This window comes from Clostridioides sp. GD02367 (assembly GCF_045900275.1).
Lineage (GTDB): Bacteria > Bacillota > Clostridia > Peptostreptococcales > Peptostreptococcaceae > Clostridioides > Clostridioides difficile_A.
Window position 1 is genome coordinate 116452 of the sequence record NZ_JBJODK010000008.1, and the last position, 26647, is coordinate 143098.

Consider the following 26647-nt stretch of genomic DNA (forward strand, 5'->3'; position numbering starts at 1 on the left):
AATGAAATTGAAAGGGGACTGTATGAGAAGAAAAAGATTTCTAATCACTTTAAGTATAGGGCTTCTTTTTTCCAGCCTACTATCTATTTACTTAGTCTACAATTTGCAAGGAAATGCCAAAGTAATTAATTATACTGGGATTATACGTGGAGCAACACAACGTCTGATTAAGCAAGAGCTGAATCATAAGCCAAATGATAAATTAATAAAAAGAGTAGATAATATTATTCATGAGCTTCAAGGTAGAAGTGGTGTGTATAATATTGCTTATGTAGATGACCATGACTTTCAAACTAATATGATTCAAATGGAAAGAGATTGGAAACGTTTAAAGCAAGAAATATATATTGTTCGTGATGGTGGAAAAAGTGATACACTCTATAAAGACAGTGAAGATTTTTTTGATTTAGCAGACAAAACAGTTTTATCTGCTGAAAAATTTAGTGAGAACAAAGTTTCTTCAGCTGAAAATATTTTGATTGTTTTAAATCTTTCATTTGCCTTATTAGTTATTTTTATTTATATGTATGATACCAAACAAGATATTTTGCAAAAGAAACTTGTACTAGCAGAAGAGGATAATCAGAGAAAAAGAGAACGTCTTATTCAATTGGCTGAAGACTTACAGGCTCCAATGAATGATATTTCAGAGCTTTTATATATCAGTGATTTAGAGACTTATGATTTATTATTTTTAAATAAAGCAGGTATTGAAAGTTTTAAGGTTGACCAAATAAAAGGGCAAAAATGTTATAAAGTACTACAGAAAAAAGATGAACCTTGTGAGTTTTGTACAAATTCTTATTTAAAAGAAAGTGAAAACTATACTTGGGAATTTACAAATCCAGTAACAGGTCGTCATTATCTGTTAAAAGACCGTTTAATTGAATGGGAAGGTAAGCCAGCAAGAATGGAGATTGCGTTTGATACCACAAAATCAGAAGAAGAGAAAATAAAATTACGATTTACACTTGAGGCTGAAAAAATAATTACAGAGTGTGTAGATATTTTATATAGAGATAGTGACATTAAAAAAGCAACTATGTCTGTGCTTGAAAAGTTAGGTCGTTTTTTATCTGCTGACCGTTCATATATTATTTATATTCGAGATGGTCTGATGTATAATGATTATGAATGGTGTGAGGAACATATCTTGTCTCAGAGAAACTATCTACAAGACCTTCCACTATCTACTATTGAGCGATGGATTCCATATTTTAATAATAAGGAATGTATAGTTATAAAAGATTTAGAAGAGATTAAATCTACATCACCAGGGGAATACCAAATATTACATAATCAATCTATTACTAGTCTTGTTGTAGCCCCATTAGAACATAATGGAGAACTTATCGGTTATTTAGGAGTTGATAATCCACCTCCAGATAAAATTATGAATATTGCATCATTACTTCAAACACTTTGCTACTTTATTTCTCTTGCTAGCCAACATTCTAAAACTCAGGAGCAATTATCAAAACTAAGTTATATTGATAAACTTACTTCTTTCTATAACAGAAATCGATTTATAGAAGATTCACAATCACTTACAAAAGTTGATATTTCTATAGGAATTATTTATTTAGATGTGAATGGTTTAAAGGATATCAATGATAAATATGGGCATGAAATGGGAGATAAGTTATTAATAGAATGTGCGAGACGAATGAAATTGGTATTTCATTATTCTGATTTTTACCGTTTAGGTGGAGATGAATTTGTAATTATTTGTCGTGAAATTGAAGAAGACGTTTTTAGTAAGAAAATAATAGAACTAAAAGGCGAATTTAGAAAAAGACCTACTTGCCAAGTTGCGATAGGGTCATATTGGGCGAATACAGTTGATGATATAGGAGAAATCATAAAAAATGCGGATGCAGAAATGTATGAAGATAAAAAAGCTTTTTATCGTAAACACTCTGTTTCTCAGAGATATCGCCATCATAGTGATGAAATGTTACATTTAAGCAAAGCTGAGGTTCTTGAAAGAGAAATACAAAATAATCGTTTTCTCGTTTATTTACAACCTCAGATTTCTTTCTCAGACCGCTCAGTTGTAGGTGCAGAAGCACTTATACGTTATTTGGATAATTCTAATTCACTTGTAGCTCCAAATAATTTTCTTCCTATATTAGAAGCATCTGGACTATTAAGTAAAATAGACTTCTATGTATTTGAATCTATTTGTAAGAAATTTAGCAATTGGATTGATAATGATGTTCCAATCGTTCCAATATCTATAAATTTTTCAGAAGAATCACTAGAAACACCAGAATTTGTGAATTGTTTAGTGTCAATTTGTCAGACTTATAATGTCCCTACCAAATACATAAAAATTGAAATAACAGAAAGAGTACATGATGAGAAGCATCTTGATGTGAAAAAAATCATATCAGATTTAAGAGATGTTGGTTTTGCTATTGCAATTGATGATTTCGGAACTGAGAATGCAAATTTAGCACTGCTCTCTGAAGTTGAGTTTGATATATTGAAATTAGATAAGAGCCTAATTGATAATATTGTATCGAATCCTAGAACAAAGGTGATTATGGAATATATTACAGGAATATGTCATAAATTAAATATTTATATGGTTGCTGAAGGAATTGAAACTGAGGAACAATTTTCTACGCTATTACAATGTAGAGTAGAGACAGCACAAGGATATTTATTTAGCAAGCCTATACCAATCGACGAATTTGAAAATAATTATCTAATAAAAAGTCATCTATTGAGCTAGATGACTTTTTTTGTGAATATGTATTTTCATGTTATTGATAAAATTGATAGACAAGTTTTAGATAAAAAATCAGGTTAATTATAATAAAATCAAGTAGAACACATTAATCAAAATAAAAGTTAGTAAATTGAATAAATAATTAGCAAGAAAAGATTATAATAATATGGTTTTTATCAGAAATAAAATTTTATCTCTTTTAATCCAATTCTTTCATATGGTTTTTCTGAATAGATACGATATTGATTTTTCTGTTGATTTTTTTGGATATATCATATGTTATCATACAAAAAATTAAAATAGTGGCAACAATTGAGGATGTGAGGGAGAGTTGCCACTATTTCATATAGGGTATTATATTATGTTTTTAAGCTAGTTTTACTATCTTCTATGTTTACATAATAACTCTTGTATGTGAATTTAATAGATAATTAATATGAAAATTATGTGAAGTTTTTAGGTTTTATAGTAAATATATTAAAAATTATAGATTTTTTTGTCATTTAATATAGATAATGTTATTTTAGCTGCTAAACTACCATTAGAATAATCTTTACTTTGGATATTTGTAGCAAAGAAATAAGTATTTTCATTTTTTTCTACATAACCTATAAACCAACCATTTACATCTTTCCCATTTATAGTAGCAGTGCCTGTTTTGCCAGAAAGTGAGACACCATCCTTTTTTGATACTATCAATGAATCTTTTACAGCTTCTATATTTTTATCTTTAAAATTAAACTTATTTGTATAGAAATCTCTAAGTAATTTTACCTGTTCAATAGGTGAAATTTTTAATGAGGATTCTAGCCAAAAACGTGAGATACCTCCTGAAATATCACAATTACCATACTTAATCTGTTTAAGATAAGTTTGTATATCTTTTATCCCTGTTTTTTTATCTAGATAATGAAAGTACCAGTTTACAGAGTTCTCCATAGCAGAAAATAAGTCTTGGTCTTTATTCCAAGAGTTAATAGGATGAAGTTTTCCATCCCAAGGGATGTATGAATTATTTTTTGTTATAATCCCATTTTCTAATCCCAATAAAGCACTATAAATTTTATAAGTAGAATTTGGAGAAATTCTTTTTTTACTTTTTTCCTCATTGTAAATATGATATTGATTGGATTTTAAATCATACATAACAAAACTTCCATCAAAACCTTTAAAGTATTTGCTTAGGTCTTCATACATAGTTTGACTATTTGTAGGTTTATATTCTTCATTAACATCCGCCATAATAGATAATGTAGGGCTATTTCCAAATACAATTAAAGCAATCAATGTAAGAATTAAAAGACTTTTTAGTTTTAAAAATTTTGACTCAGTATGAAAATTTGTTATCTTCAATAATCGCCTTTTAATTTGTTGTTTTGACCCACCAATATCTGATGTAAGTGCGAGATTAGAGGGTCTTGAAATATTATCTACAAAGTTTATTAGTGTTTGTCCATATTCTATATAATCATCTTTATCAAGTTTCTTTAGAACTGAAATATCACATGCAATTTCACGGTCTACTCGCATTTCTTTAAGAGCATACCATACAAGAGGGTTAAACCAGTATAATATTTGGAAAAAACACATTATATAATTTATCAATATGTCTCTATTTTTAGAATGTTGTAATTCATGAAGTAAAATATATTTTATATCTTTTAAAGATAATTTAGATATAGACTTATCTGGTAATATAATATGTGGTTTAAAGTATCCAAATGTAATAGGTGTATTTATGATGCAGGATTTACATAATATAAAATCTTTATTTATACCAATATCTTTTTTACATTGTTCAGATAGTAAAACTATCTCATCATCATCTAAAATATGTGCAGATTTTTTCATATTTCTTATTTTAAAATTACAATGAATCGTGATAACTATCATAATTGAAATACCAATCATCCATAATGTTAATAATAAAATATTTAAACTATCAAAATTAGATTGATTCAGAGATACTGAAAAATCCTTTAATGTATTTGAGTGATTAATAATACTATTTGAGCTATTTTTTATTATATAAGTATTAGCAGTATTATTTTCAATTTGAGTAAAACCATATAGATAGTTAAGCATATTTCCAAGATTAATGTATTTAAGAGGGATAAATGGAATTATTAATGTTATAAGCAATATAAATCCAATATTATAGTGGCATTTTGCAGAAATGTGCTTATTAAATATCTTTTTAATAAATAAAATTGCAACAATTAATAATGATAGGGTTAATGTACTGAATAGGAATCGTATAAAGAATGGAGCATACATATTTACTTATCCTCCTTAGTCACCCTTTTGTTTAAAATCTCTTTCAATTCCTCAATATCATCTTCAGATAGTTTATCGTTTTCCAAAAAGTTTAGCACCATAGAATTAAGAGCACCATTATAAAAACGATTTAAGAAAGAACGACTTTCTGTAGCTACATATTCTTCTTCTTTAACAAGTGGAGTATAAACGAAAACTCTACTATTTTTTTCATATGTTAAAGCTCCTTTTTTAACTAATCGCAATAGCATTGTTTGAATAGTTTTAGGACTCCATGTACTTGTTTCTACTAATTTTTCAATTACTTCATTAGTGCTAATAGGAGCATATTTCCAAACAATCTTCATAACTTGATACTCTGCTTCTGAAATTTGTGGTACTTTTTTCACGATTATACCTCCTTATACTTACATTTGTAATATATAAAGTATATTATCATTAATTTAGTTTGTCAATTAGTAAAAATAGCTCATTTATAACTCCTAAATAACTAGATATAATTAAATTTAATTCTTAGTTGAGTTGTGTAAGTATAGCTTTAAGTTAAATAAATGTGTATATTGACAGCTGAAAATATAGTTGATATACTTATTGTTGATATAACAACTAAAAAGGGGGTATAGAAATGATAATCACGGTTATAAATGGAAGTCCTAGAAAAAATGGGGCTACATCAAAGGTTTTGACTTGTTTGTGCAAAGATATTGAAAGATTAATTCCAACAGTAGAAATTAATTATTTTGATTTAAGTGAAGTCAATCCATCGTATTGTATTGGTTGTTTAAATTGTTATAAAATGGGGAAGTGTATTAATCAAAGTGATAAAGTAGAGTACATTCATGATATAATTACTAAGAGTGATGGTGTTATATTTGGTAGTCCTACTTATGGAAGTAGTGTAACTGGGCTTTTCAAGGTATTTACAGATAGAGCACATATGATGTTGGAAAGATTATTGTATCGTAAGCCATGTATAGCAGTTACTACATATGAAAATGCTCGTGGTTCAAAAGCAATTTCTTTTATGAAATCGATGGTCTTAGATTCTGGAGGTTACACTTGTGGTAATTTATCTATAAAAACTGGATTTAATCAGAATCCTATAACTGAAAGAGTAGAATTAAAGATACAAAAAGTATCTAAAAAATTTATTTATTGCATAGAGGAAAATAAAAATCCGCCTGTGTTTTCTCAAATCTATAACTTTATTGCTATGAATGTTGTTTTAAAGCCAATGGCTTTTAAAAATATCGAGCAATATAAAGGAATAATTGATAGATGGGAGGCGCAAGGGATTATCTAAATGGAGGTAAAATGAAAGATTTTGAGGAACTATATGAAGTTACAACTAAGCTAGTAAGTACTTCATTGAAGGTAAAAGATGATTTGAAAAAAATGTTTAAACAAAATGGATATGATATAACAGCTGATCATTATGCGTTATTAAGATTTCTATGGGAACAAGATGGAATTTCTCAGATAGATTTATGTGAAAAATCATGTAAGGATAAATCCAATACTACAAGAATCTTAGATGTTATGAAAAATAAAGGATTGATTGTACGTAAAGTAGATGCTAAAGATAGACGTAAGTTTCAAATATTCTTAACAGATTTAGGTAGAGAATTAGAAGAACCATTAAATAAAATTGCAAGTATGTATGCAGTAGAGACATTTAAATCTATTTCTGATGAAGAGTTACCCTTGTTTGCTAAGATTTTAGATAGAATTGGAAAGTAGATACAAACTCTATTTTAAGGAGTCTTTTTAACTATTAATGATACAAAATGATAGAAAGAGGGATAAGAATGAGTTCTAAGATTTATTATTTTTCTGGGACAGGGAACTCTTTAGTAGTTTCAAAGACTTTAAAAGGGATGTTAAATGAAAATAAGGAAGTAATACCATTAGCTATACATAGAAAAAAGCAAAATATAGATATAAATGAAGATATACTAATAATCGTTTTTCCTGTGTATTTTGCTAATGCTCCTGATATAGTGAAATCTTTTGTAGATAAATTAAATTTTAATAGTAATACTCATATATATGCTATTGCTACTTGTAATGGAGTAGCTGGACATAGTTTGTTTACTATAGATAAGTTGCTTAAGAAAAAGGGCAAAAAATTATCAGCTGGTTTTATAATTGATATGCCTGGCAACGCTTTGACAACACCTTTAGATGTTGAAGAAGAGAGATTAAGAAATTTAACTAATAGAGTATCTGAAATTGCAAAGTATATCAATAATTCTGAAAATGGAAGTATAGAAGGAAAGAATAATTTAAAGTCATATATAGATAGTGTTATGCTTCGTTTAGTAGGGAAGAATATGCAAATTGCAACTACTAAATTTTTTGCAGAGAGTAAATGTAATGGATGCGGGACATGTAAAAAGGTTTGTCCTGTAGACAATATAAGTATAGTTTATAAAAAGCCAAAATGGGGTAATGAGTGTGAAAGATGTTTAGCTTGTTTTCACTGGTGTCCAAAAGAGGCTATAAATATAAAAAAATCGTTTTTAACAGATAGAAAGAAGTATCATCATCCAGATGTTACTGTTAAGGAGATGTTTTTAGATAAGTAGATATATTTAACTTGTATTAATAACTATCTTATTAAATAAAAATTTTAGAGTAATAAAGAGAAAAATACAGTAATCTTATGAGAGGATTATAAATAGTAATATGTAATCATATAATATAGTAGAGATTAAAAAGAATGATATATAAATATATAAGATTATTAACATGAAGATAAAAGCGCCTCATAAATAAAAGTTTTTGAGGCGCTTATTGTTTATTTAAATTGGTATCTATTATTTTATAATCTCAACCATTTTTTTTATATCCTCTGATGCCATTTCAAACTTTGACTTTTCAATCAATATGTTTCCACCAGTCATGATATAGGATGGAAATATTCTTAATTTATCATAATAAAGTTCATTGTTACGAAGTTTATATGTTGAGATAGAAGGGATAGCATTCTTTTTTGTATGTTTTTTAGTAATCATGTTAAAAGATTTTTTTGCAACATCTCCCATCAACATCACTACTTCTAAATTATCGAATAATTTAATTTCCTCTTCTAAAATAGGCATGTGTAATTTAATTGTGTCACTAGTTATTGTATATTCCGATTTAGGGAGTTTTACTGCATTGGTTATATAGATACCCATATCTAAAATATCATTTATATTAGATACTTCTATACCTGCATTGTTGAATAAAGGGATAGTGGTTTTTAAGTAATCAGCATCTTCATCTATACTATAAAAATCATCATTAGGGTTATTTGGTACAACTTCATTAATCATGATAGTTTTTATGGTATCTGTGTCTATTGTTATATTAGGAAGATATGATGTTATTTTGTCGTTATCAAAAAGATTATTCTGCTTAATAAATTCATTTAAAGTTGATTTTATATTTATTTTCATATAATGTATCTCCTTAGTCTAAAGCTTTAAATACTATAAAAATAGTTTTAAAGTATATAATTTTAAAATATAATAACATATCAAATACGACAACAGAATGTCATGTTTAATTAATAACCTTATCTAAATTTAGAATTTATTAGAGCATCTGCTTGTTCATAGTCATCTTTATGTACATAAATTGAGTACTCATAAGAAAAATCTTCTTTTTGCCCTAAATTTCCAAGAATCATTTTATTTGAAAAAGACCCTTTAGAGTAAGTATTGTTCCTTACTTTATACTTATATTTAATTTTATTTACTGACAATATACTGCATATCTCATTAAATCTATCTAAAGAATATCCTCGGAAAAGCTCAGTTCTATTTAAAATCATAAAGAAAACCTCCTTATAAAAGTAAGTTATTGAAAATAGTTGAGAAATGGACTATAAGTTGTTATAAATAAAAGGTAGCAAAATTAAATTGATTTGTAAAGTTTTTAAGAGTATTATACTAGTAACAAAATGAATAAGTTACAGATATATAATTTTAAATAAAATATGTAAATGTGATTACATAGACTCAAAGGAGAAATTTTAATGAAAAAAATATCACAAGAAAAAGTAAGTACATATACTAAAGAAGTATCTCAAGAAAAGATTGAACAATGGAAATCGGTATATGAAAAATATAAAGATACTTTAAAAGTAAATTCTAAACCTATTTCAGAAGTAATAGAGTTTTTAAAACAAAAATATACTGCAAAGGAAGAAAATTCAGAAGAGTTCAAGGATGTAATTATCAATAATATTAAATTAAATAAGCCTTTCTCAGAAAAGATTACCAATAATGCAGAATTAAAGCCTATTGTATTTACAATTCAAAATGAAGGGAATGCAAAGAAAATATACGATGCACAAGAAGAAATTTATAGTGGTTGTCCAATTACAGTGGGGATGGAATTTGAAACAGGATGTGTATTTGTAGAGGGTAGTGATGAGCTTAATGATGAGATAACTGCCTTTAGAGGATTAGATAAATATGATATAAATAATTATTATCTAGTAGCAAACTATGTTAGATGTCTAAAGAAATATGAATTAATAGATTAGTACATGATTTAAAAATTATAGAATAAATTTAAGGCTAGTATAATTATAGGGAATAAGTTTAAGTCTAATACAATTAAGTTTAAATCTAATATAAATGTTAAACATAAATTTAGATAGAGTTGTCAAAATAAAATTGGCAACTCTATTTTTTTATTTTAAATTTATTGAAACTGATAGCTGTTATAGAATTGTTATTTTTTCATGTTAGTATTCTCTTAGTAACAGAAATTCATGAATTACAAGAAAGGAGAAATAAATATGAAAGATTTAATTCTTGAAACAAAAAATTTATCAAAAAGATATGGGGAACAAATGGCAGTTAACAATGTTTCTTTGCAAATTGAGCGAAACAGTATCTATGGTCTTTTAGGTCCAAATGGTGCAGGGAAGTCTACCACACTTAAAATGCTTGTTGGTCTTCTTCGTCCAACAGATGGACGTATTATTTTTGATAGGAAACTTTGGAAGCGAGAATCTCTTGCAAAAATTGGTGCCTTAATAGAATCCCCTTCTTTGTATGGGAATCTTACAGCAGAGGAAAATTTATTAGTACATACGAAAATTTTGGGAATTCCTAAAGATAAAATTTATGAGGTATTAGAAATAGTAAACTTGAAAAACACAGGGAAGAAGAGAGCTTCACAATTTTCTATGGGGATGAAACAAAGGTTAGGAATAGCTATTGCACTTTTGAGTGACCCAGAACTGTTAATACTAGATGAACCAACTAATGGGCTTGACCCTTTTGGAATTCAAGAACTTCGTGAGTTGATTGCTTCTTTTCCAAAAAAAGGTATAACTGTAATTCTCTCTAGCCATATTCTTTCAGAGGTTGCTCAAGTTGTAGATAATATAGGAATTATAAATGGAGGACGATTACTATTTCAAGGAATACCTGACCCCAATGAAAATCTAGAAGAATTTTTTACAGATGTTATTCTTAAAGGAGGACAAAACAGATGAATGCTTTACAATCAGAACTTTTAAAGTATAAAAGAACATTTATGGGAAAACTTATTATTTTTTTCCCAGTATCTTTTGCAGCATATGCACTTATAATGCAAGGAACACTTATGCAAAATCCATTATCCCAATCAGATTCTTGGGAGTGGCAAAGTCTTTTAGCATTAATTTTTAATTGGTGGTCATTTATGTTTCTGTCTATTGGATTTGCATTGTTTGCTACTTTGGTAGCTGCACAGGAAAAAAAGGCTGGAAATTATCGTGCTTTACGTACACGCAATGTGTCTCCTATGATGCTTTGGATTAATAAAGTTATGGCGATGGCAGTTTACAGTTTTATTTCAACACTAGTTTTAATAGTTGTAACAATTATAACTGGTTTAATATTGAAAGCTGGACCAATTCCTTTTGGACAGATTATAGGGGCAAGTATTGTATGCTGGGTTGTCTCTCTTGCTATACTTCCAATTCAGCTATGGGTAGCTACATGGAAAGGTATGTTCCTAAGCATGGGAGTTGGATTTTTAGGAATGATATTGGGTGTCCTTGCTGCGACAAAATCATTTTGGATTGCAGTACCATGGAGTTGGGCAATTAGGATAGTGTGTCCAATCCTTAACTTACATCCTAATGGTACTATATTAGAAGCTGGAGACCCACTTTTGAATACTTCAGTAATTCCTATTGGGATTGTTGTTTCTTTGGTTGTGTTTCTAGTATTAACAGCACTTACTGCAGTTTGGTTTAGTAGGAGGGATGACAAATGATAAAACTCTTATTATCAGAATGGCTTCGAACAAAGAGAACAGCCGTCCGATGGCTTACTCTTTTTATGCCTGTTATTTTTTCATTATGCGTGGTTGCCTATCTTGCAATCAAATCTGGGAGTACACAAGCATTTGCTTTTGAAGGATTTTTTACCGTATGGACTGTATTCATCATTCCTATTGGAGTAGGTATTTTATCTGGATTTATAGTATATGAGGAAGAGCTTGCTGGAAATTTCAATGGTTTTTTATGCATAGGTATTTCTCGTGTTAGATTATATCTTGGAAAATTTCTTTTTCTTTTGTTTTGCTTAACTGTATGCACATTTATTGCTACATTGATACTCTGTATAGGTATGAATATTGCAGTGCCATATGGAGTAACAATAAGGTTATTTCTGTCAGCAGCAGGACTTGTGGTGATTGGGACGCTTCCACTATTAGCTATTCATCTTTGGGTGAGTTTTGCATGGGGAATGGGTGCATCTATTGGTATTAGTATTGGTGGAATTTTAATGGCAGCAATACTTGGTCTAACAAATGTGGGCTCAAAAATTGGCCCATTTGTACCTTGGACATGGCCAGTAAAATTGGGGATGCTTCCAGGAACTTATTTTATTAAAGGAACTGGAAATATTCCAAATGATGTGATTTATTCTGAAATGATACAATCAGCTACTATACATTTTGTAGCTGTAGTAATAGGTCTGATTATATTCTTGATAGGAGGGGTTACTTGGTTTAAAATATGGGAAGGAAGGAAAAATTGCGAGTAGATATATATTACTTTAATACTTACCTTCCTATAAAAGAAAGGTGGTGTTATATTGAGCAAAATATTGATTATTGATGATGAAGTAGACTTAGTAATGTTACTTGAAGACGAGTTAAAGGGAAAAGGGCATGAAGTATTGATAGCTTATGATGGACAGACTGGTATAGAGTTATCAAAAAAGCAGCCTGACCTTATCATACTAGATATTATGATGCCTAAAATGGATGGTTTTGAAGTATGTCAGGCAATTAGGGATGATGTCTTGTGTCCAATTATATTTTTGAGTGCAAAGCAGTCAGAAACTGACAAAATCAAGGGCTTGACCTTTGGAGGGGATGATTATATAACAAAACCTTTTGGACTACGTGAACTTATGGCAAGAATTGAAGCCAATTTGCGTAGGGAAAAACGGTCACAGTATATCAATGAAGAGAACAAACGCTCTACATTGTACTTTGGAAAGTTATGTCTATATATGAGGGAACGTACAGTTAAAATTGATGGTAAGGAGATTGATTTAACTAAAATAGAGTATGATATTGTTGAACTACTAGCACTCCATGCAGGACAAGTCTTTTCTAGAGAACAAGTCTATGAAAAAGTATGGGGATGCGATTCTGAGGGTGATTCTTCAACCGTTGTTGAACGAATTAAAAAAATACGAGCTAAGTTTGCCGCTGTGATGCCAGAAAAAGAATACATTTCTACAGTTTGGGGAATTGGATATAAGTGGAACAAAATGTAAGGAAGGAGAAAATATTAAATGAAAAATCAATCACTTATAACACAATTCAGGCGCACCTTTCTTTTGATTATAGTGGCTAGTATAGTCTCCACAGTAATTACTTATGTGTTTGCTATTTACTTGTTTATATATTCATTAAATAAAGACATTTATCCAGCAAATTATTATGAGAGGCAAGTTTCTGGAATTGAGGCATACGTTAATGAAAAAAACATAGACTTGTTATCTCAATCGAATGAAGACGAATTAAAAAGTGTTATTCATGGGAATGGGATTTTATATCAAGTTGTGGATGATAATGGCAATGTCTTGTATAGTACTAATCCACAAAAACCATTCAAGACAAAAGAAGAATTATTTAGCAATTTTAGCAAAAAAACTTCTCATAAAGGAAGTTATATCTATACTATTCCTATCAAAGATGACAATGGGAAGGTTGAGGGAGCTGTTATTCTATCCTATGTAGTAAAAGTTACATTTGCAAATAATAGGGGGAAATTTATAGGTGTAATTATTGCAACTGGTTTATTCTCTCCATTTCTATATATTATTGGGTTTACTATATGGTTTTCTAAAGATTTTGTAAAAAATATCAATAAACCAGTACATCTCTTAATCGATGCATCCAAGAAGATAAGAGAAAAGAACCTTGATTTTGAAATCGACTACTACTCAGATAATGAACTTGGAGAACTTTGTAGTGCTTTTTCTGAAATGAAAGATGAATTAAAGAAATCTTTATCTGTACAGTGGAAAATGGAACAGGAACGTGTTGAGATGGTAGAGGCTCTAGCACATGACTTGAAGTCTCCTCTTTCTATTATTTTGGGATATACAGATGCACTTATTGACAATAATTTAGAGGGTAACGAAAAATTACACAGGTATCTTACAGTTATAAGAGAAAATACAGAAAAAAGTGCATCTCTTGTTCAGAAAATGCAATACACTTCTGATTTGGAAAAATCAAATATACAATTAAACCTCGTCCCTGTAAATTTACCTGAGTTTTTGGAACAAAAGGTACAGGGCTATGAATTACAGGCTCATCAAAAAGAAATCAAGCTTGTTTTAAAAATACAGAGTAATATACAATCTCCAGTTCAAATAGATGTTGATAGATTGACACGAATTTTTGATAATATTATATCCAATAGTCTAGAATACACTCCAGTAGGTGGTAGTATTAACATCATCGTAGAAGCTGAAAAAAACTATATCTATTATAAGATTTGTGATTCTGGTAGTGGGTTTAGTTCTAAAGATTTGAAAAAGGCTCTTGATAAGTTTTATAGAGGTGATGAGGCTAGACAGACTAAAGGTGGTCATTCTGGTCTTGGACTTTATATTGTTAAGCAATTAGTGGAACAGCTTGGAGGTTCTGTCAAAATAGAAAATTCAAAATCAGGTGGGGCATGTGTTATATTTTGGCATGTCTCTTAATTACTTAAAAGCTTTATAAATTTAACTTATATATTTTAAATCAAAAGAGGAGGGATATTATGCCTCCTCTTTCTTAAATTTCAATTAATATCTATACAGTCAATTATATTCATCTTTTTAACTTTTCTTAATGGAATAAGAGTAGCTATTATACATGCAAGTATAGAAACAAGAGTAGCTTGTGAGATTGAAAGAATTGGTATATTAGCAAAATCAAGTTTTTCTATAGTTGCCATGTTTATGATAATGGCACTGGCATATCCAGCAATAGAACCAAATATGGCTGCGAAAATTCCATAGTAAGCATCTTCCCATAAAAACATCTTATAGAGGCTACTATTACTCATACCAATAGCTCTTTTAACCCCAATCTCATTAATTCTAGTATTTATATTTGTATTAGTTGTGTTAATTATGTTTAAAGTACCAATCAAGCCCACAAACAGGATTACTGCCCATGCTAGAAATTCTATTTGTTTAAAACTCTCTTTGAGTTGCTTGTCTGATTCGATATATGATATCCAATGAGAGCCAGGATTATTTTTACAAATCTGTTCTATAGATAATCTTATTTGTTCTAAATCTGACTTATCTTTAGCATAAATGTTTATTTGATTGAACTTGTCCTTGTTTGTCAAAGTATCATAAACAGAGTCATATATAATAATATCAACACCATTTAGCCAACCCTTACCTTGTAAAATAAACATTTTATCTATTGTATTATATATTTCTAGTTGCTTTTTATTTATTGTAATACTGTCCTTTGGCTTTAGGCTTGTATATTTAGTTTTTATACCTGGAGTAGAAATCGCAACTGGATTTTTTATAAAGCAAATAGAGCCATTTTTGAAATCTTCTAGTGTAGAATCTGTAATAGAAGGCATACAATCTTTTAAGGTTTGCTCATCGATTCCAATGATTTTTAACATTTCACCACTATTTTCAAAATTGATATTTGTATCTATTTCCTCTTGTTTGTATTCTGAGTATTTTATAAAAGAAGTACGATTAATATCTTTCATGCTATTTATTTTATCTAGAGTGGATTTATCAAAACCAGTTATTTCGTTTGTTAAGGAGAAATCTCCTTCTTTTAAACTACTTACTGATTTAGATACATCTAATACATTAGAAAATTCACTCAGTGCAACGAATACTGTTATACTCATAAATAAAGAGAGTATAGTTATTATAGTTCTTCCTTTATTTCTTTTTAAGTTTAACCATGCAAGATGTCTTTCAAAGTTTTTTATTGTTTTTTCTTTTCTAATCTTTCTTTTGATTTTGGTAGTAGTACCAGCCATAGCAGTTTTTGGAGATACATGTGAAGCGTATATTGCTGATGGTAATGCCGAAATAAGTGAAAAAATCAACGACATACTAGAACTTACTAATAATGGGAATAGATAAGCATTTGAGTTCTTATGTATAAGCTCAGTTATTTCTGTATTATTATTTGCTAGAAGTATATTTGGGTTTAAGATATTAGTTACCATTGTAGTTATGCTTTCAGAAGATATAATTCCAACTATAACTCCAATAGGTATAGCAATAGCACATAAGATTAAAACTTGTAAAATAATAAGCTTATATAGTTGCTTTGGTTCAGCACCTATTGCTCTTAGGCATCCATATTCTTTAATCTTCTTTGTAACAGATATTTTTAAAATATTATAGATTACAAGTCCTGAAGCCAATAAAACTAATAAAGCAACGAATAAAGATACCAATATAATAATAGATATACTATCATCATTAGAATTATCTTTTTCAAACTGTATCCCAAGTGCATTTAAATAAATCCAATTATACTGAATTGAATCGTGAGGAAGACCTATATTTTTAGCTAATTGATTCACTATTTCTTGAAATTCGTCTTGTTGTTTTACTTTAAAATCTAATGAAGATAAGGCATATCTCTTAGGCAGAAAATTTTCTGATGTGCCTTTGCCTACAATACCATTTACTATGCCACTTGCATATCCTGTATAATCATCTTCTAAAATACCACTCAATTTAAAGTTGGCTGTGTAATTATATGCTGGTATAGTATCTTTTAAAAGTGAAATATCCAAATTCATAGGTACTGTCATACCTAGTTTTGGTTTTATACCCATAAGTTTTAGCGTATTTTCATCTAAGGCTATTTCATTATCATTTTTAGGAAGATTTCCAGACTTTAATTTTGTTAACTTTGGATAGTTGGAAAGTCCTATTTTATCATACTCTTTTACAAGTACAGAGATACCAGAATCCTTTATTTTACTAGTACCAAGAGCTATTGAAGTACCAGCTTGATAAATTCTACTATCTTTCTTTATTTTATCAACTTGATTTTTGGTAAGTTGATGAAAGGATACATGCCTATCCCCATTAAAAGAGCGAGCTTGTTCAATTCTTAAATTTTGAAGTATAGCAATTGACTGTCCAATCACAGTCGTCATAATGGTTGATAGTACTATTGCGATAATAATAAGCGCAGTCATAAGTTTTTGGCTTTTTAATTCTTTTATTGAAAGTGAAAGATAACTCTTCATTATTATTCCACCTCCATAAGTGCGCCATCAATAATTGAAAGTCTTCTATCAGCAAGTTTTGCAATTCTATCATCATGAGTGATTACAACTAAAGTCTTACCAAACTGTTTTGAGGTTTTGATAAGAAGATTCATAACTTCGTTACCACTTTTACTATCTAAGTTTCCTGTAGGCTCATCAGCAAATATTATATCTGGCTTTGCAATAAGTGCTCTTGCAATTGCAACTCTTTGTTGCTGACCACCTGAAAGTTCATGAGGAAGATGGTGAAGTCTGTCTGTGATTCCAAGTAATGATGAGATTTCATTTAAGTATTTTTTATCAGGTTGTTTTTTATCTAGAAGTACAGGCATTAAAATATTTTCTGATGCTGTAAGAACAGGTAAAAGATTAAACTGTTGAAAAACAAATCCAAAGGATTTTCTTCTAAGAGCAGATAATTCCTTTTCACTATATTTATATATATCTTTATCATCCAGAAACACCTGTCCAGATGTAGGGTTGTCCAAACCACTTAAGATATGTAAAAGCGTACTTTTTCCACTTCCAGAAGGACCAATTATAGAAACAAATTCTCCTGAGTTTATTTCTAAATTGACATTATTAAGTGCAATAACTTTATTGTTGTCAGAACCATATGTTTTTGATAATTGTTTTGTTTTTATAATCATAAAAAACACTCTCCTTTTCTATATAAGAAGAGTGTAAGTTTTAAAACTCAATTTTTTCTCAGTTTCTCAATTTTATTTACTTAAAAATTTATTTCAAAAAGATATAGTCTATAAATTATAAATTAACAAAAACTTATAGAAGAGCAGTGGGGGATTGTAAAATTGCTTTAATTTTTTGTTGAGAATTTAGCTGTAATTTTAGCACTATTGGATACGTTATTTTCAATGGAAATAGAGCCACCATGTTTTTCACATAATATCTTAGATATATAAAGACCCATACCAAAATGTATGTTGTTGTTATTTGAAGCCTTATCTCTATAAAAAGGTTTTAAGGCGGATTTTAGAGATTCTTCACTAAATCCTATCCCATCATCTTCAATTACAAATGTAAGAAGTTCTTGTTCAAAATATATGAGTATAGATACATTATCTTTCGCATATCTAAAAGCATTTGATACTATATTTTCAATAACTCTGAAAATAATATTTTCATCAAACAATAGATTTATATTATTTATATTACTTTTAAGTGTAAAAGATTTTTCTTCTTGTTTAGCAATGATAGATAGATTTCTATCTAATTTTTTTATAAACTTGTCTATATTCAAGAGAGCTTTTGAAACAACTAAATCTTCCAATCTTTGAGAACTACTCATATTCTCTACATAACATTCAATTCTATTAATATGCTCAGACATAAGTTGTGTAGTTGATAAAATCTTTTCATCACTAAGTTTTCCTGTTGGTATGTATTTTATTAAATAATTTGAGTAACCTTTTAGAACGGTTAGAGGATTTCTTAAATCATGGGAAAAAGCAGTATTGAGCTGTTTCCTATCATTAATCATAGTCCACATTTTTATATTATTTTTCTTTAGTTCTGACCTCATTTTATCAAAAGCATTGCAGAGATTACCTAATTCATCATTATTTTTATATTCTAAGCAAAAGTCTAAGTTATTTCTAGATATTTCAATTGCACCTTTGTTGAGTATTTCAATAGGTGTTTTCAATTTTATCTTATAAAAAATTATATCAGCCAGTAATAAAAATCCTATAAAAAATACAAGTGGAAGCACAAGTTGAAGTGTGCTAATTGCATTAAGTAATGTTTTATCATAATCACTAAACTGGTTAATATTATTTTGTAGTATAGTTATAGTTCCTGTATGTAGAGGTGTACCTAAATACTTATTTTGTATAGAGTTATATATATTATTAAGCAAAATGTACGATAGAGCTGTAAGTACTGATGCTATAATTAGTGAAGATAAAGTAAGAAAAAAGAAAGACTTTTTTAGTGACATATTATTTATTTTATCCATTTGTAACCAACTCCCCATACTGTTTCTATGTAATTTTCAAGAGTATATTTTGATAATTTGATTCTTATTTTTCTAATATGCTCCATTATAACATCGCTATTGCCATTACTATTGTATCCCCAGATTCTATCATAAATTCTTTCTCTATCAAATACTTGACCAGGATTCATGGAGAGAAGCTCTACTATATCAAATTCTTTTTTCGAAAGTGAGACTTGATTGTTATCTATAGAAATTGACCTTTTTTCATAATCTATTACTAAATTATTATAAAATTTAATTTTGGTTTGTTTAGACTTTCTTTGTTCTCGTCTTAAATGAGCAGACACTCTAGCTTCAAGTTCATCTAAGTCGAAAGGTTTTACAATATAATCATCAGCACCAGCACGAAAGCCATTTATCTTATCAGTATTTTCAATCTTAGCAGTAAGAAATAGAATAGGGCATGATACATAATCTCTAACTCTATTACAAACCTCAATCCCATCTATTTCGGGCATATTTATATCAAGTAAAATAATATCTGGGTTCATGGATATTTTTTCTAATGCATCTTTTCCACTTTGAGCAGTGAAGACCTCATAATCGTTCATTTCAAAGTAATCTTTTAAGAGTGTTATTATCCCTTCTTCATCATCTACAACAAGTATTTTATTGTTCATAAAAATTCTCCTTTCTAAATATAAGTCTTTAAAGTATGCTTATTCTAGTATAAAAATCTCAATAAATTATCAAATTTCTATGTGTATATCAAAACTTAATCATTAAAGTTAGTATATTTTGAGGCATTAAATAAATCAAGCATATGATTGTTGGTAATTTTAATTGAAGACATATTTTATATCAATTAAACATCAGATAAATTATAAAAATGAATTAATATACATTAATCAGTTGATATATCACTTACTGTTGTTTTTTATATTTGATTAAAATATAATTGATATACCAACTAATTTTATTTTAGATAGTTATTAAATAAATAGAGAAATCTCGATGTTGATGTTTTGTTAAAAGAGAAGGGGTATGAATTAAAGTTAGGTTCAGGTATACAAATGGTTTCTAATTATATTTGTGAGTACAGCATTAAGGATGATAAAAAAATTAGTAATTTACTTAGTAAAGCAGAACTTAAGGCTAACAAAGTGTCAAAGGATATTTTAAATAAGAAAAGCAATAAAATTGGTAAAACAAATTTTATATATAAAAAGTTATATAAAAAATATATTTCATCTTGTGCAAATCAAGATAGATATTTTTCTGTTGAAGATAGTTGTATAGAATGTGGTATTTGTTCAAAAGTATGCCCTGTAAATAATATTGACATTGAAGAGGGTAGACCAAGATTTTTACATAATTGTGAACATTGTTTGGCATGTGTGCATTGGTGTCCTAAACAAGCAATTCAATGGAAAGATGTAACTAAAGATAGAAAGAGATACCATAATCCAAATGTAAAGTTGGAGGATATGATGAAGGAAACTATTAAGGATATTTGATAAGAAAAGATATATATTTATTAGTGGATAGATTAGTAATTAAGAGAGAAGTTACATATTATAAAAAGACATGGTGTTATTTTATAGTGTGTAACTTCTTCAATAAATTATTTTTTAGTATTTTTAAACCATTCTATTGTAGCTTTTTCCATATCTTTAGGAAGTATGTTATTATATACTTGATTATATAACCATGATAAAGTCTTATTATTCAAGTATTTTTTCATTTCATTCTCAGCTTCTAGCATTACTACTTTTATTAAACAAGGACATTTAGTATGCGTGTCTGGTAAATTTTCTTTATCTAATAATATGTTATTTTGTCTAATTTCTGCACATTGGAAGAATGATTCTTTTCCTTCTACTGCTTCAATAACATCCCAAAATGTTATATCTTTTGCATCACGAGCTAATGCATATCCACCTTTTACTCCTGGAACAGATTTTACTATTCCTGATTTACTTAATTTAGCATATATTTTTGATAGATAAGTTTCTGATATTCCCTGAAATGTTGCCAAATCTCTAATTCCAACAGATTTACCTTCTTCTAAATTCACCATATATAATAAACAATGTAGTGCATATTCTACTCCTATTGAAAACTTCATTACAACAAAACTCCTTCTCTAAAATAATATCTTTAATAATACATTATTATTAATTATCATTCAACCCATTACCTTAATATCAAATTTTATAAAATAATATAATTTTTATCATTGACATAGTGTAAAAACTATTATAGTATAATTAAAGATAATTAATATCGACGATAATAAATATCTTTGATATATTTTTTAAATATTTATCAATTTAAGAATGATTCTTAATATACAGGAGGAAATATAAAATGTTTACAGAAAAATTTTTTGAAGTATTAAATAATGAAGGTGTAGTTTCTATAGTAACTTATAATAATAGTGAGGCTCATGTATCTAACACTTGGAATAGTTATATAGTTCTTGCTGACGAAAATAAAATCTTAATTCCAGCAGCTGCAATGATTAAAACAGAGGAAAATATTAATATCAACTCCAAAGTTAAATTAACTATTGGTAGTCATGAAGTAATGGGATATAGATACATGGGAACAGGTTTTTTACTTGAGGGAAAAGCTAGATTCTTAAAAGAAGGAAGTGATTTTAAACTGATGGTAGAGAAATTTCCTTTTTTAACAAGAGTATTAGAAATTACAGTTGAGTCTTGTAAACAAACTTTATAAAGTATATTTTAAATTTGAGGAGAAAATTATGCCAAGAAGAATTAATAAATCTAATTGTATAGGTTGTGGGTCTTGTGAGAAAGTATGTAAGGTTGGATGTATAACAAAATTAGAAGAAAAAAGAATAATTAATGAATCTGTATGTGTTGACTGTGGAGCTTGTCAACTTATATGTCCTAAAAAGTGTATATCTCCAAATCAATAGAAATATCATCAAGTAAATAGAGTTAATAGTAAAATAATGATTTATTTGCTAAGTCAAAACTATGAAATATGGTGAAAATAGTAGTGTTTGTTAGAGTACAACTAGAGAGAGCTATTGCAGAGCAGATTTAATTTGCTCATGCAATAGCCTCATCTCTTATGTTTATTATTTCAAAGTATTAAGTTCATATAAGTCTGTTCTTCTATGTTTAAGCAAAGGTAACTGTTGTCTTATTTCAGGAATTAAATCTCTATCAATATCAGCATAAATAATACATTCCTTTTCGTCTGCTTGAGCGATAATTTTTCCCCAAGGGTCTGAAATTCTTGAATTGCCAAAAGCTATGTAGGAAGCATCTTTATTTCTAGCAGGTGCAGCACCAACATAGAATATCTGATTATCTAAAGCACGCATTCTTACAGATAACTCCCAATGAGCAGGGCCAGTAGTCATATTAAATGCAGCAGGCAAAATAACGATTTCAGAACCTTTAAGAGCCATTAAACGTGATAACTCAGGGAATCGAATATCATAACAAATAGCTATACCAACTTTTCCATATTCAGTATCTATTACAGTAACATCATTTCCTGCTGTAAGAGTATCTGATTCTTTAAAGCTAACCTTTCCTGTAACTTCAATATCAAATAAGTGCATTTTACGATGTTTTCCAATTAGAGTTCCACTTTTATCAAATACATAGCAAGTATTATAGATTTTTCCATCCTCTAATTCAGGTATACTACCAGACACTAGATAAATTCCATGCTTTTCAGCTAATTCACTCAATATAGTTGTCGTTTCACCTGGATATTCTTCAGCAAATTTAGGAAAGTATTTATTTTCATATGGACAGTTAAACATTTCTGGCAGAATCACAATTTTAGCTCCATTGACGGCAGCTTCCGTTACCATTTCTACAGCATGATTGATATTTTCAATTTTATTTTCTGTAGTCATCATCTGACATACTGCAATTTTATAGGAATTCATAGAAATTACTCCTTTCAATATTTTTATGTTATTATAACATATTAAATAAAAATTAGATATTATTAGATTCTTATAAATAAGTGTATCTAAAAAAATATGTAGATATTATTATGATTATGGGCTATATCCATATATTGACTTTTCTTATATATGTTGATAGTATTATAAATACAATAGAATAATTAATAGAGTTTTATAGGGTTCCGCAATTATTAAGGATTGGTCTGGTCCGAGATAAAACCCACAACATAGTTTTGTTGTGAACACGGAAGGATAAAAACCTGGGAGATATTTTAGAATATTTCTCAGGTTATTTTATTGGTAAAAAAAGAGATATTTGAAAAGAGGGATGATTTTATGAAATGGTTATTTTTATTTATTGCAGGTTTGTTTGAAGTTTTTTGGGCTTTTCAACTAAAAAATTCTCATGGATTTTCTAAATTAACTCCAAGCATACTTACTGTTGTTGGAATGATTGTCAGTTTTTACTTTTTATCATTAGCACTTAAACATCTTCCACTTGGAACTTCATATGCCATATGGACTGGCATTGGTACAGTTGGTACAGCTATTGTAGGGATTGCTATATTAAATGAGCCTATCAGTATAGCTAGAATTGCATGTATAGGTCTTATTGTTGTGGGGATTGTAGGTCTAAAGTTGTTGTCTACTAATTAGAATAACTTAATTTAAATAAGCTATGAAAGTAAAGATTTTCTAAATGTCTTAAGATAATTACATTTAAAAATTCTTTACTTCATAGCTTTTCTTTTTTACAAGTTTATTATATTTGAAAATTAGATGTATATACTATGTATTATTTTGCTAATAAAAGAGCAGTTAAATCCATAGGGTCAACTATTACACCATCTTTATAAACACGCATATTTCCAGATGCTATTTCATCTATTAATATTACTTCATCATTGTAGAATCCAAATTCAAATTTGATATCATAAAGCTCAAGTCCTTTTTCAGCTATAGTATCACGAACTATATTAGAAATTTTTTGAGTCATACTTTTCATTGAATCAAATTGAGCTTGAGTCATAATATTTAAAGCTTCTAGACCTTCAGATGTTATAAGTGGGTCACAACGGTCATCATCTTTTAAAGTTGCTTCTACATAACAATCTAGTTTAGCTCCTTCTTCAACACATGAACCATAACGACGTAAGAAACTACCAACAGCTCTATAACGACAAATAACTTCTAATCCATTACCAAAAACTTTTGCTGGTAGAACTTCCATAGTTGCTTCTTCTAAATTAGCACCTACATAATGAGTTTTAATTCCAGCATTGTTTAGAATTTCAAAGAATTTAACAGATGTTTCTAAATTAGCTCTACCAATTCCATCTATACTTAGGCCTACACTATTTTCACCTGGATCAAATACACCATCTTTACCAGTTACATCGTCCTTAAATTTTAATAAGTAATTTCCATTATCTAGTTCGAAAACATCTTTAGTTTTTCCTTGATACACTTTTTTCATAAACAACCTCCAAAAAGTTAAATTATTATATTGAATAAGGCATTAGTGTCAAAAAAGTTCTGATATTCGCATGAAGATTTATGTTGATACCTTATATTTAATATTATATCACAAATAGTAGTAAAATTTCCGAACATTTTTGTAAAAATAATAAAAAAAGTACATTTTATAGATTTTATGATATAAGACATATCACAGAAGGTGAGTGTCATTTATATTGACACACATAAGGCTTCATATAAAAAAAATTGACACACTTTGACACACATTTAATGATAATCTGATAAATCGCATGAAAACAGTATTTACATATATTGGCATGGAAGTTGCTTAATATATTTAACATATAGAACATGAATGTATATTTAAATAAAATAAACAATAGGGGTGAATGGTAGTGAAGTCAGTTAGATTCTATGGTATAAGAGATACAAGAGTTGAGGATGTAGAGGTACCAAAAATATTAGAAAACGATGATGTGATAGTAAAAGTAAAAGTAGCTGGAATATGTGGCTCTGATATATCAAAATATTCAAAGACAGGTCCACATATGGTGGGAGAAATTTTAGGTCATGAATTTTCTGGAGAGGTAGCTCAAATTGGTTCAGAGGTAAAAAATTTCAAAATAGGAGATAGAGTTGCTGTTTGCCCAGCTATGCCATGCTTTGAGTGTGATGAATGTAAAAAAGGACTATATTCAAGATGCAATAATGTATCAATAATAGGAAATAAAGAGCTTGGAGGATGCTTTGCTGAGTATACAAAGTTAAAAGAAAGAAATTTAATAAAAATACCAGATGAAATAAGCTATGAGACAGCTGCTGCATTGGAACCAGTATGTATAGCAGGACATGGTCTTTTTAGGTCAGAGACTAAAGTTGGAGATACTGTTGTAGTACTTGGAACAGGACCAATAGGATTATTTTCAATACAATGGGCAAAGATATTTGGCTCTACGAAAATAATAGCTGTGGATGTGTTTGATGAAAAATTAGAACTAGCAAAAGAGTTAGGGGCAGATATCTGTATAAATGCAAAAGACAAGAATCTTATAGAGGAAGTAAAAAAATTAACTAATGATGCTGGTGCAGATGTTGTTATTGAATCAGCAGGAACTCCAATGACATGTGGTCAAGTGTTGTTGTTAGCTAAAAAGGGGGGGACAGTGTTGTATGCAGGAGTACCATATGGAGATGTAGCTTTGACTAGAGAACAATTTGAGAAGATAGTACGAAGTGAATTGACTGTAAAAGGAACTTGGTTTGGAAATTCATTCCCATTCCCAGGAAAAGAATGGAGTGCTGGGTTATATCATATGAAGAAAGGGGATATGAATGTTGAAAAATTAGTAACACATAGAATAAACTTGGAGGAAGTGCCATCTTATTTTGAAAAAATATACAAAAGAGATATTTTCTTTGGTAAGATAATGGTTAATGTAGCTAATTAGATTATAGTATTAAAGTAATAATTTAAATTTATATAAAAAGTTTAGTTAAGAAAGGTATGATTCATATGGCAGGAATAGTTATAGCTGCACATGGAAATATGGCTAAGGCAATGTTGGAAAGTGCTGAATTAATAGTAGGCAAACAGGAAAAAGTGGAAACTTTAGGATTAAACCATGGTGACAGTATAGATGATTTTAGTAAAAGATTAGAAAATGGAATTGAAAAATATAAAGATGAAGGTGTTTTATTATTGCTTGATTTTTATGGTGGAACGCCATTTAATACATCTGCTATTGTAATAAATAAATTTGCTAAAGTATGTGAATTAGAATGTTTAACAGGTGTAAATTTACCTATGCTTTTAGAATTATTTTTAAATAGAGAAAATATGAAACTAAAAGAGTTAAAAAATTTATGTGAAGAAGTTGGTATATCAGGGATTAAAGATGTAAAAGCAGTTTTAAATATATAAAATAAAAATCTGGAGGAATTATTATGAGTAATATAGCGTTAACAAGAATTGATGATAGATTAATACATGGTCAGGTTATTACTGCTTGGTGTAAGATTACATCAGCAAAAAGGATAATAATAGTAGACGATTTGGTTGTAAAAGACCCATTCATAGTTCAAGTTTTACAAATGGCAGCACCATCAACTGTTAAGGTTGAGGTACATGATGTAGAATCAGGTGCTGAGGTATTAAAATCATATAATGGGGATGAAAATTTAATAGTCTTAGTTAAATACCCTAAAACTATTTTGGGTCTAGTAAATAATGGAGTAGATTTAAAAGAGTTAAATGTTGGAGGTATGGGAGCTGGACTTGGAAGAAGAAGTTTTTATAAAAATATATCTGTATCAGATGAAGAAAAAGAAATATTTAAAGAACTAATATCAAAGAATATTAAGTGTTTTATACAAATAGTACCAGATGCAAAAAAAATTGATGTAGGAACGTTATTATAAAAATACTATCTTGTGAATCTTTAG

The 26647-nt window shown here is 28.8% G+C and carries 28 protein-coding genes and 1 riboswitch; of the genes, 17 read left to right on the forward strand and 11 right to left on the reverse strand.

Features of this window, described 5'->3' with window-relative positions; all coding sequences use genetic code 11:
* Positions 1-22: 22 nt before the first annotated feature.
* Positions 23-2740 carry an EAL domain-containing protein gene (locus Q3223_RS12410; RefSeq protein ID WP_231301321.1) on the forward strand — a complete coding sequence of 906 codons (2718 nt, stop codon included), beginning with the start codon at positions 23-25 and terminating at the stop codon, positions 2738-2740.
* A gap of 474 nt (positions 2741-3214) precedes the next feature.
* Here Q3223_RS12410 and Q3223_RS12415 read toward each other — a convergent pair whose 3' ends face one another.
* Positions 3215-5014 (reverse strand): BlaR1 family beta-lactam sensor/signal transducer, encoded by a 1800-nt coding sequence (locus Q3223_RS12415; protein ID WP_407812058.1) that lies wholly within the window; start codon positions 5012-5014, stop codon positions 3215-3217.
* Between the two features lie 2 nt (positions 5015-5016).
* Positions 5017-5403, reverse strand: coding sequence for a BlaI/MecI/CopY family transcriptional regulator (locus Q3223_RS12420; protein WP_054269009.1), 387 nt, complete (start codon positions 5401-5403; stop codon positions 5017-5019).
* A gap of 236 nt (positions 5404-5639) precedes the next feature.
* On the opposite strand from Q3223_RS12420, the gene Q3223_RS12425 reads away from it, so the two are divergent.
* The 3 genes from Q3223_RS12425 to Q3223_RS12435 all read left to right on the forward strand — a co-directional run bounded on the left by Q3223_RS12425 (position 5640) and on the right by Q3223_RS12435 (position 7602).
* A complete protein-coding gene (locus tag Q3223_RS12425) occupies positions 5640-6317 on the forward strand; it encodes a flavodoxin family protein (RefSeq protein ID WP_167639789.1) in 678 nt (225 codons plus the stop codon).
* Between the two features lie 11 nt (positions 6318-6328).
* Positions 6329-6754: a MarR family transcriptional regulator gene (locus Q3223_RS12430; protein ID WP_074179993.1), complete on the forward strand. Its 426-nt coding sequence runs from the start codon at positions 6329-6331 to the stop codon at positions 6752-6754.
* Positions 6755-6822: 68 nt separating this feature from the next.
* Entirely contained in the window at positions 6823-7602 is a 780-nt protein-coding gene (locus Q3223_RS12435) for an EFR1 family ferrodoxin (protein ID WP_407812059.1), read from the forward strand.
* A gap of 231 nt (positions 7603-7833) precedes the next feature.
* Here the strand turns inward: Q3223_RS12435 and Q3223_RS12440 are convergent, their stop codons facing one another.
* Positions 7834-8457 carry a uracil-DNA glycosylase family protein gene (locus Q3223_RS12440; protein ID WP_074179994.1) on the reverse strand — a complete coding sequence of 208 codons (624 nt, stop codon included), beginning with the start codon at positions 8455-8457 and terminating at the stop codon, positions 7834-7836.
* Positions 8458-8576: 119 nt separating this feature from the next.
* Positions 8577-8834 (reverse strand): hypothetical protein, encoded by a 258-nt coding sequence (locus Q3223_RS12445; RefSeq protein ID WP_054269014.1) that lies wholly within the window; start codon positions 8832-8834, stop codon positions 8577-8579.
* Positions 8835-9038: 204 nt separating this feature from the next.
* Here Q3223_RS12445 and Q3223_RS12450 point away from each other — a divergent pair, with 204 nt between their 5' ends.
* From Q3223_RS12450 to Q3223_RS12475, 6 genes are all read left to right on the forward strand, one after another.
* Positions 9039-9551 carry a hypothetical protein gene (locus tag Q3223_RS12450; protein WP_407812060.1) on the forward strand — a complete coding sequence of 171 codons (513 nt, stop codon included), beginning with the start codon at positions 9039-9041 and terminating at the stop codon, positions 9549-9551.
* A 258-nt stretch (positions 9552-9809) separates the two neighbouring features.
* Positions 9810-10514: a lantibiotic protection ABC transporter ATP-binding protein gene (locus Q3223_RS12455; protein WP_219673711.1), complete on the forward strand. Its 705-nt coding sequence runs from the start codon at positions 9810-9812 to the stop codon at positions 10512-10514.
* The gene (locus tag Q3223_RS12460; protein WP_407812061.1) at positions 10511-11281 is read left to right on the forward strand and encodes a lantibiotic immunity ABC transporter MutE/EpiE family permease subunit; all 771 of its coding nucleotides are present in this window, start codon (positions 10511-10513) and stop codon (positions 11279-11281) included. Before Q3223_RS12455 ends, Q3223_RS12460 begins: the two co-directional genes overlap by 4 nt.
* Complete coding sequence (locus tag Q3223_RS12465) at positions 11278-12057, forward strand: lantibiotic immunity ABC transporter MutG family permease subunit (RefSeq protein WP_054269018.1); 780 nt, start codon at positions 11278-11280, stop codon at positions 12055-12057. Before Q3223_RS12460 ends, Q3223_RS12465 begins: the two co-directional genes overlap by 4 nt.
* 51 nt (positions 12058-12108) lie before the next feature.
* Positions 12109-12801, forward strand: coding sequence for a response regulator transcription factor (locus Q3223_RS12470; protein WP_231301615.1), 693 nt, complete (start codon positions 12109-12111; stop codon positions 12799-12801).
* Positions 12802-12819: 18 nt separating this feature from the next.
* On the forward strand, positions 12820-14244 hold the full coding sequence (locus Q3223_RS12475) for a HAMP domain-containing sensor histidine kinase (protein WP_231301614.1): 1425 nt from the start codon (positions 12820-12822) through the stop codon (positions 14242-14244).
* An 80-nt stretch (positions 14245-14324) separates the two neighbouring features.
* On the opposite strand, the gene Q3223_RS12480 is transcribed toward Q3223_RS12475, so the two are convergent.
* From Q3223_RS12480 to Q3223_RS12495, 4 genes are all read right to left on the reverse strand, one after another.
* On the reverse strand, positions 14325-16784 hold the full coding sequence (locus Q3223_RS12480; protein ID WP_407812062.1) for an FtsX-like permease family protein: 2460 nt from the start codon (positions 16782-16784) through the stop codon (positions 14325-14327).
* A 2-nt stretch (positions 16785-16786) separates the two neighbouring features.
* A complete protein-coding gene (locus Q3223_RS12485; protein ID WP_407812063.1) occupies positions 16787-17455 on the reverse strand; it encodes an ABC transporter ATP-binding protein in 669 nt (222 codons plus the stop codon).
* Between the two features lie 167 nt (positions 17456-17622).
* Entirely contained in the window at positions 17623-18783 is a 1161-nt protein-coding gene (locus tag Q3223_RS12490; protein WP_407812064.1) for an ATP-binding protein, read from the reverse strand.
* Positions 18771-19445 (reverse strand): response regulator transcription factor, encoded by a 675-nt coding sequence (locus Q3223_RS12495; protein ID WP_054269024.1) that lies wholly within the window; start codon positions 19443-19445, stop codon positions 18771-18773. Before Q3223_RS12495 ends, Q3223_RS12490 begins: the two co-directional genes overlap by 13 nt.
* 345 nt (positions 19446-19790) lie before the next feature.
* Between Q3223_RS12495 and Q3223_RS12500 the strand changes: the two genes are divergently transcribed.
* Positions 19791-20282: an EFR1 family ferrodoxin gene (locus tag Q3223_RS12500; RefSeq protein WP_074180003.1), complete on the forward strand. Its 492-nt coding sequence runs from the start codon at positions 19791-19793 to the stop codon at positions 20280-20282.
* A gap of 107 nt (positions 20283-20389) precedes the next feature.
* Here the strand turns inward: Q3223_RS12500 and Q3223_RS12505 are convergent, their stop codons facing one another.
* Complete coding sequence (locus tag Q3223_RS12505; protein WP_054269026.1) at positions 20390-20893, reverse strand: Rrf2 family transcriptional regulator; 504 nt, start codon at positions 20891-20893, stop codon at positions 20390-20392.
* Between the two features lie 242 nt (positions 20894-21135).
* On the opposite strand from Q3223_RS12505, the gene Q3223_RS12510 reads away from it, so the two are divergent.
* Positions 21136-21507, forward strand: coding sequence for a pyridoxamine 5'-phosphate oxidase family protein (locus Q3223_RS12510; RefSeq protein WP_054269027.1), 372 nt, complete (start codon positions 21136-21138; stop codon positions 21505-21507).
* 28 nt (positions 21508-21535) lie between these two features.
* Positions 21536-21712 (forward strand): 4Fe-4S binding protein, encoded by a 177-nt coding sequence (locus Q3223_RS12515; RefSeq protein ID WP_054269028.1) that lies wholly within the window; start codon positions 21536-21538, stop codon positions 21710-21712.
* Positions 21713-21877: 165 nt separating this feature from the next.
* Here the strand turns inward: Q3223_RS12515 and Q3223_RS12520 are convergent, their stop codons facing one another.
* The gene (locus tag Q3223_RS12520; protein WP_407812065.1) at positions 21878-22705 is read right to left on the reverse strand and encodes a carbon-nitrogen hydrolase family protein; all 828 of its coding nucleotides are present in this window, start codon (positions 22703-22705) and stop codon (positions 21878-21880) included.
* A 184-nt stretch (positions 22706-22889) separates the two neighbouring features.
* A riboswitch (guanidine-I (ykkC/yxkD leader) is annotated at positions 22890-22995 on the forward strand.
* Positions 22996-23062: 67 nt separating this feature from the next.
* Here Q3223_RS12520 and sugE point away from each other — a divergent pair.
* Positions 23063-23383 (forward strand): quaternary ammonium compound efflux SMR transporter SugE, encoded by a 321-nt coding sequence (gene sugE, locus Q3223_RS12525; protein ID WP_054269030.1) that lies wholly within the window; start codon positions 23063-23065, stop codon positions 23381-23383.
* A gap of 139 nt (positions 23384-23522) precedes the next feature.
* Here the strand turns inward: sugE and Q3223_RS12530 are convergent, their stop codons facing one another.
* Positions 23523-24203, reverse strand: a complete 681-nt coding sequence (locus Q3223_RS12530) for a phosphoribosylaminoimidazolesuccinocarboxamide synthase (RefSeq protein ID WP_021382918.1) — start codon at positions 24201-24203, stop codon at positions 23523-23525.
* Positions 24204-24594: 391 nt separating this feature from the next.
* Here Q3223_RS12530 and Q3223_RS12535 point away from each other — a divergent pair, with 391 nt between their 5' ends.
* Genes Q3223_RS12535 through Q3223_RS12545 form a run of 3 tightly spaced genes read left to right on the forward strand, consistent with a single transcriptional unit; the run spans position 24595 to position 26623 of the window.
* Positions 24595-25653: a galactitol-1-phosphate 5-dehydrogenase gene (locus Q3223_RS12535; RefSeq protein ID WP_223152973.1), complete on the forward strand. Its 1059-nt coding sequence runs from the start codon at positions 24595-24597 to the stop codon at positions 25651-25653.
* A gap of 56 nt (positions 25654-25709) precedes the next feature.
* A complete protein-coding gene (locus Q3223_RS12540; RefSeq protein WP_161803362.1) occupies positions 25710-26126 on the forward strand; it encodes a PTS sugar transporter subunit IIA in 417 nt (138 codons plus the stop codon).
* Positions 26127-26149: 23 nt separating this feature from the next.
* Entirely contained in the window at positions 26150-26623 is a 474-nt protein-coding gene (locus tag Q3223_RS12545; RefSeq protein WP_054269033.1) for a PTS sugar transporter subunit IIB, read from the forward strand.
* The last annotated feature ends 24 nt before the right edge of the window (positions 26624-26647 follow it).

Bases quoted from the DNA above. Each gene is read 5' to 3' on its own strand.
- Q3223_RS12435 (WP_407812059.1), top strand. From the start codon at position 6,823: ATGAGTTCTAAGATTTATTATTTTTCTGGGACAGGGAACTCTTTAGTA.
- Q3223_RS12535 (WP_223152973.1), top strand. From the start codon at position 24,595: ATGGTAGTGAAGTCAGTTAGATTCTATGGTATAAGAGATACAAGAGTT.
- Q3223_RS12515 (WP_054269028.1), top strand. From the start codon at position 21,536: ATGCCAAGAAGAATTAATAAATCTAATTGTATAGGTTGTGGGTCTTGT.
- Q3223_RS12495 (WP_054269024.1), bottom strand. From the start codon at position 19,445: ATGAACAATAAAATACTTGTTGTAGATGATGAAGAAGGGATAATAACA.
- Q3223_RS12415 (WP_407812058.1), bottom strand. From the start codon at position 5,014: ATGTATGCTCCATTCTTTATACGATTCCTATTCAGTACATTAACCCTA.
- Q3223_RS12475 (WP_231301614.1), top strand. From the start codon at position 12,820: ATGAAAAATCAATCACTTATAACACAATTCAGGCGCACCTTTCTTTTG.
- Q3223_RS12505 (WP_054269026.1), bottom strand. From the start codon at position 20,893: ATGAAGTTTTCAATAGGAGTAGAATATGCACTACATTGTTTATTATAT.
- Q3223_RS12545 (WP_054269033.1), top strand. From the start codon at position 26,150: ATGAGTAATATAGCGTTAACAAGAATTGATGATAGATTAATACATGGT.
- Q3223_RS12465 (WP_054269018.1), top strand. From the start codon at position 11,278: ATGATAAAACTCTTATTATCAGAATGGCTTCGAACAAAGAGAACAGCC.
- Q3223_RS12450 (WP_407812060.1), top strand. From the start codon at position 9,039: ATGAAAAAAATATCACAAGAAAAAGTAAGTACATATACTAAAGAAGTA.
- Q3223_RS12520 (WP_407812065.1), bottom strand. From the start codon at position 22,705: ATGAATTCCTATAAAATTGCAGTATGTCAGATGATGACTACAGAAAAT.
- sugE (WP_054269030.1), top strand. From the start codon at position 23,063: ATGAAATGGTTATTTTTATTTATTGCAGGTTTGTTTGAAGTTTTTTGG.
- Q3223_RS12540 (WP_161803362.1), top strand. From the start codon at position 25,710: ATGATTCATATGGCAGGAATAGTTATAGCTGCACATGGAAATATGGCT.
- Q3223_RS12445 (WP_054269014.1), bottom strand. From the start codon at position 8,834: ATGATTTTAAATAGAACTGAGCTTTTCCGAGGATATTCTTTAGATAGA.
- Q3223_RS12460 (WP_407812061.1), top strand. From the start codon at position 10,511: ATGAATGCTTTACAATCAGAACTTTTAAAGTATAAAAGAACATTTATG.
- Q3223_RS12440 (WP_074179994.1), bottom strand. From the start codon at position 8,457: ATGAAAATAAATATAAAATCAACTTTAAATGAATTTATTAAGCAGAAT.
- Q3223_RS12510 (WP_054269027.1), top strand. From the start codon at position 21,136: ATGTTTACAGAAAAATTTTTTGAAGTATTAAATAATGAAGGTGTAGTT.
- Q3223_RS12480 (WP_407812062.1), bottom strand. From the start codon at position 16,784: ATGAAGAGTTATCTTTCACTTTCAATAAAAGAATTAAAAAGCCAAAAA.
- Q3223_RS12425 (WP_167639789.1), top strand. From the start codon at position 5,640: ATGATAATCACGGTTATAAATGGAAGTCCTAGAAAAAATGGGGCTACA.
- Q3223_RS12430 (WP_074179993.1), top strand. From the start codon at position 6,329: ATGAAAGATTTTGAGGAACTATATGAAGTTACAACTAAGCTAGTAAGT.
- Q3223_RS12530 (WP_021382918.1), bottom strand. From the start codon at position 24,203: ATGAAAAAAGTGTATCAAGGAAAAACTAAAGATGTTTTCGAACTAGAT.
- Q3223_RS12485 (WP_407812063.1), bottom strand. From the start codon at position 17,455: ATGATTATAAAAACAAAACAATTATCAAAAACATATGGTTCTGACAAC.
- Q3223_RS12455 (WP_219673711.1), top strand. From the start codon at position 9,810: ATGAAAGATTTAATTCTTGAAACAAAAAATTTATCAAAAAGATATGGG.
- Q3223_RS12410 (WP_231301321.1), top strand. From the start codon at position 23: ATGAGAAGAAAAAGATTTCTAATCACTTTAAGTATAGGGCTTCTTTTT.
- Q3223_RS12490 (WP_407812064.1), bottom strand. From the start codon at position 18,783: ATGGATAAAATAAATAATATGTCACTAAAAAAGTCTTTCTTTTTTCTT.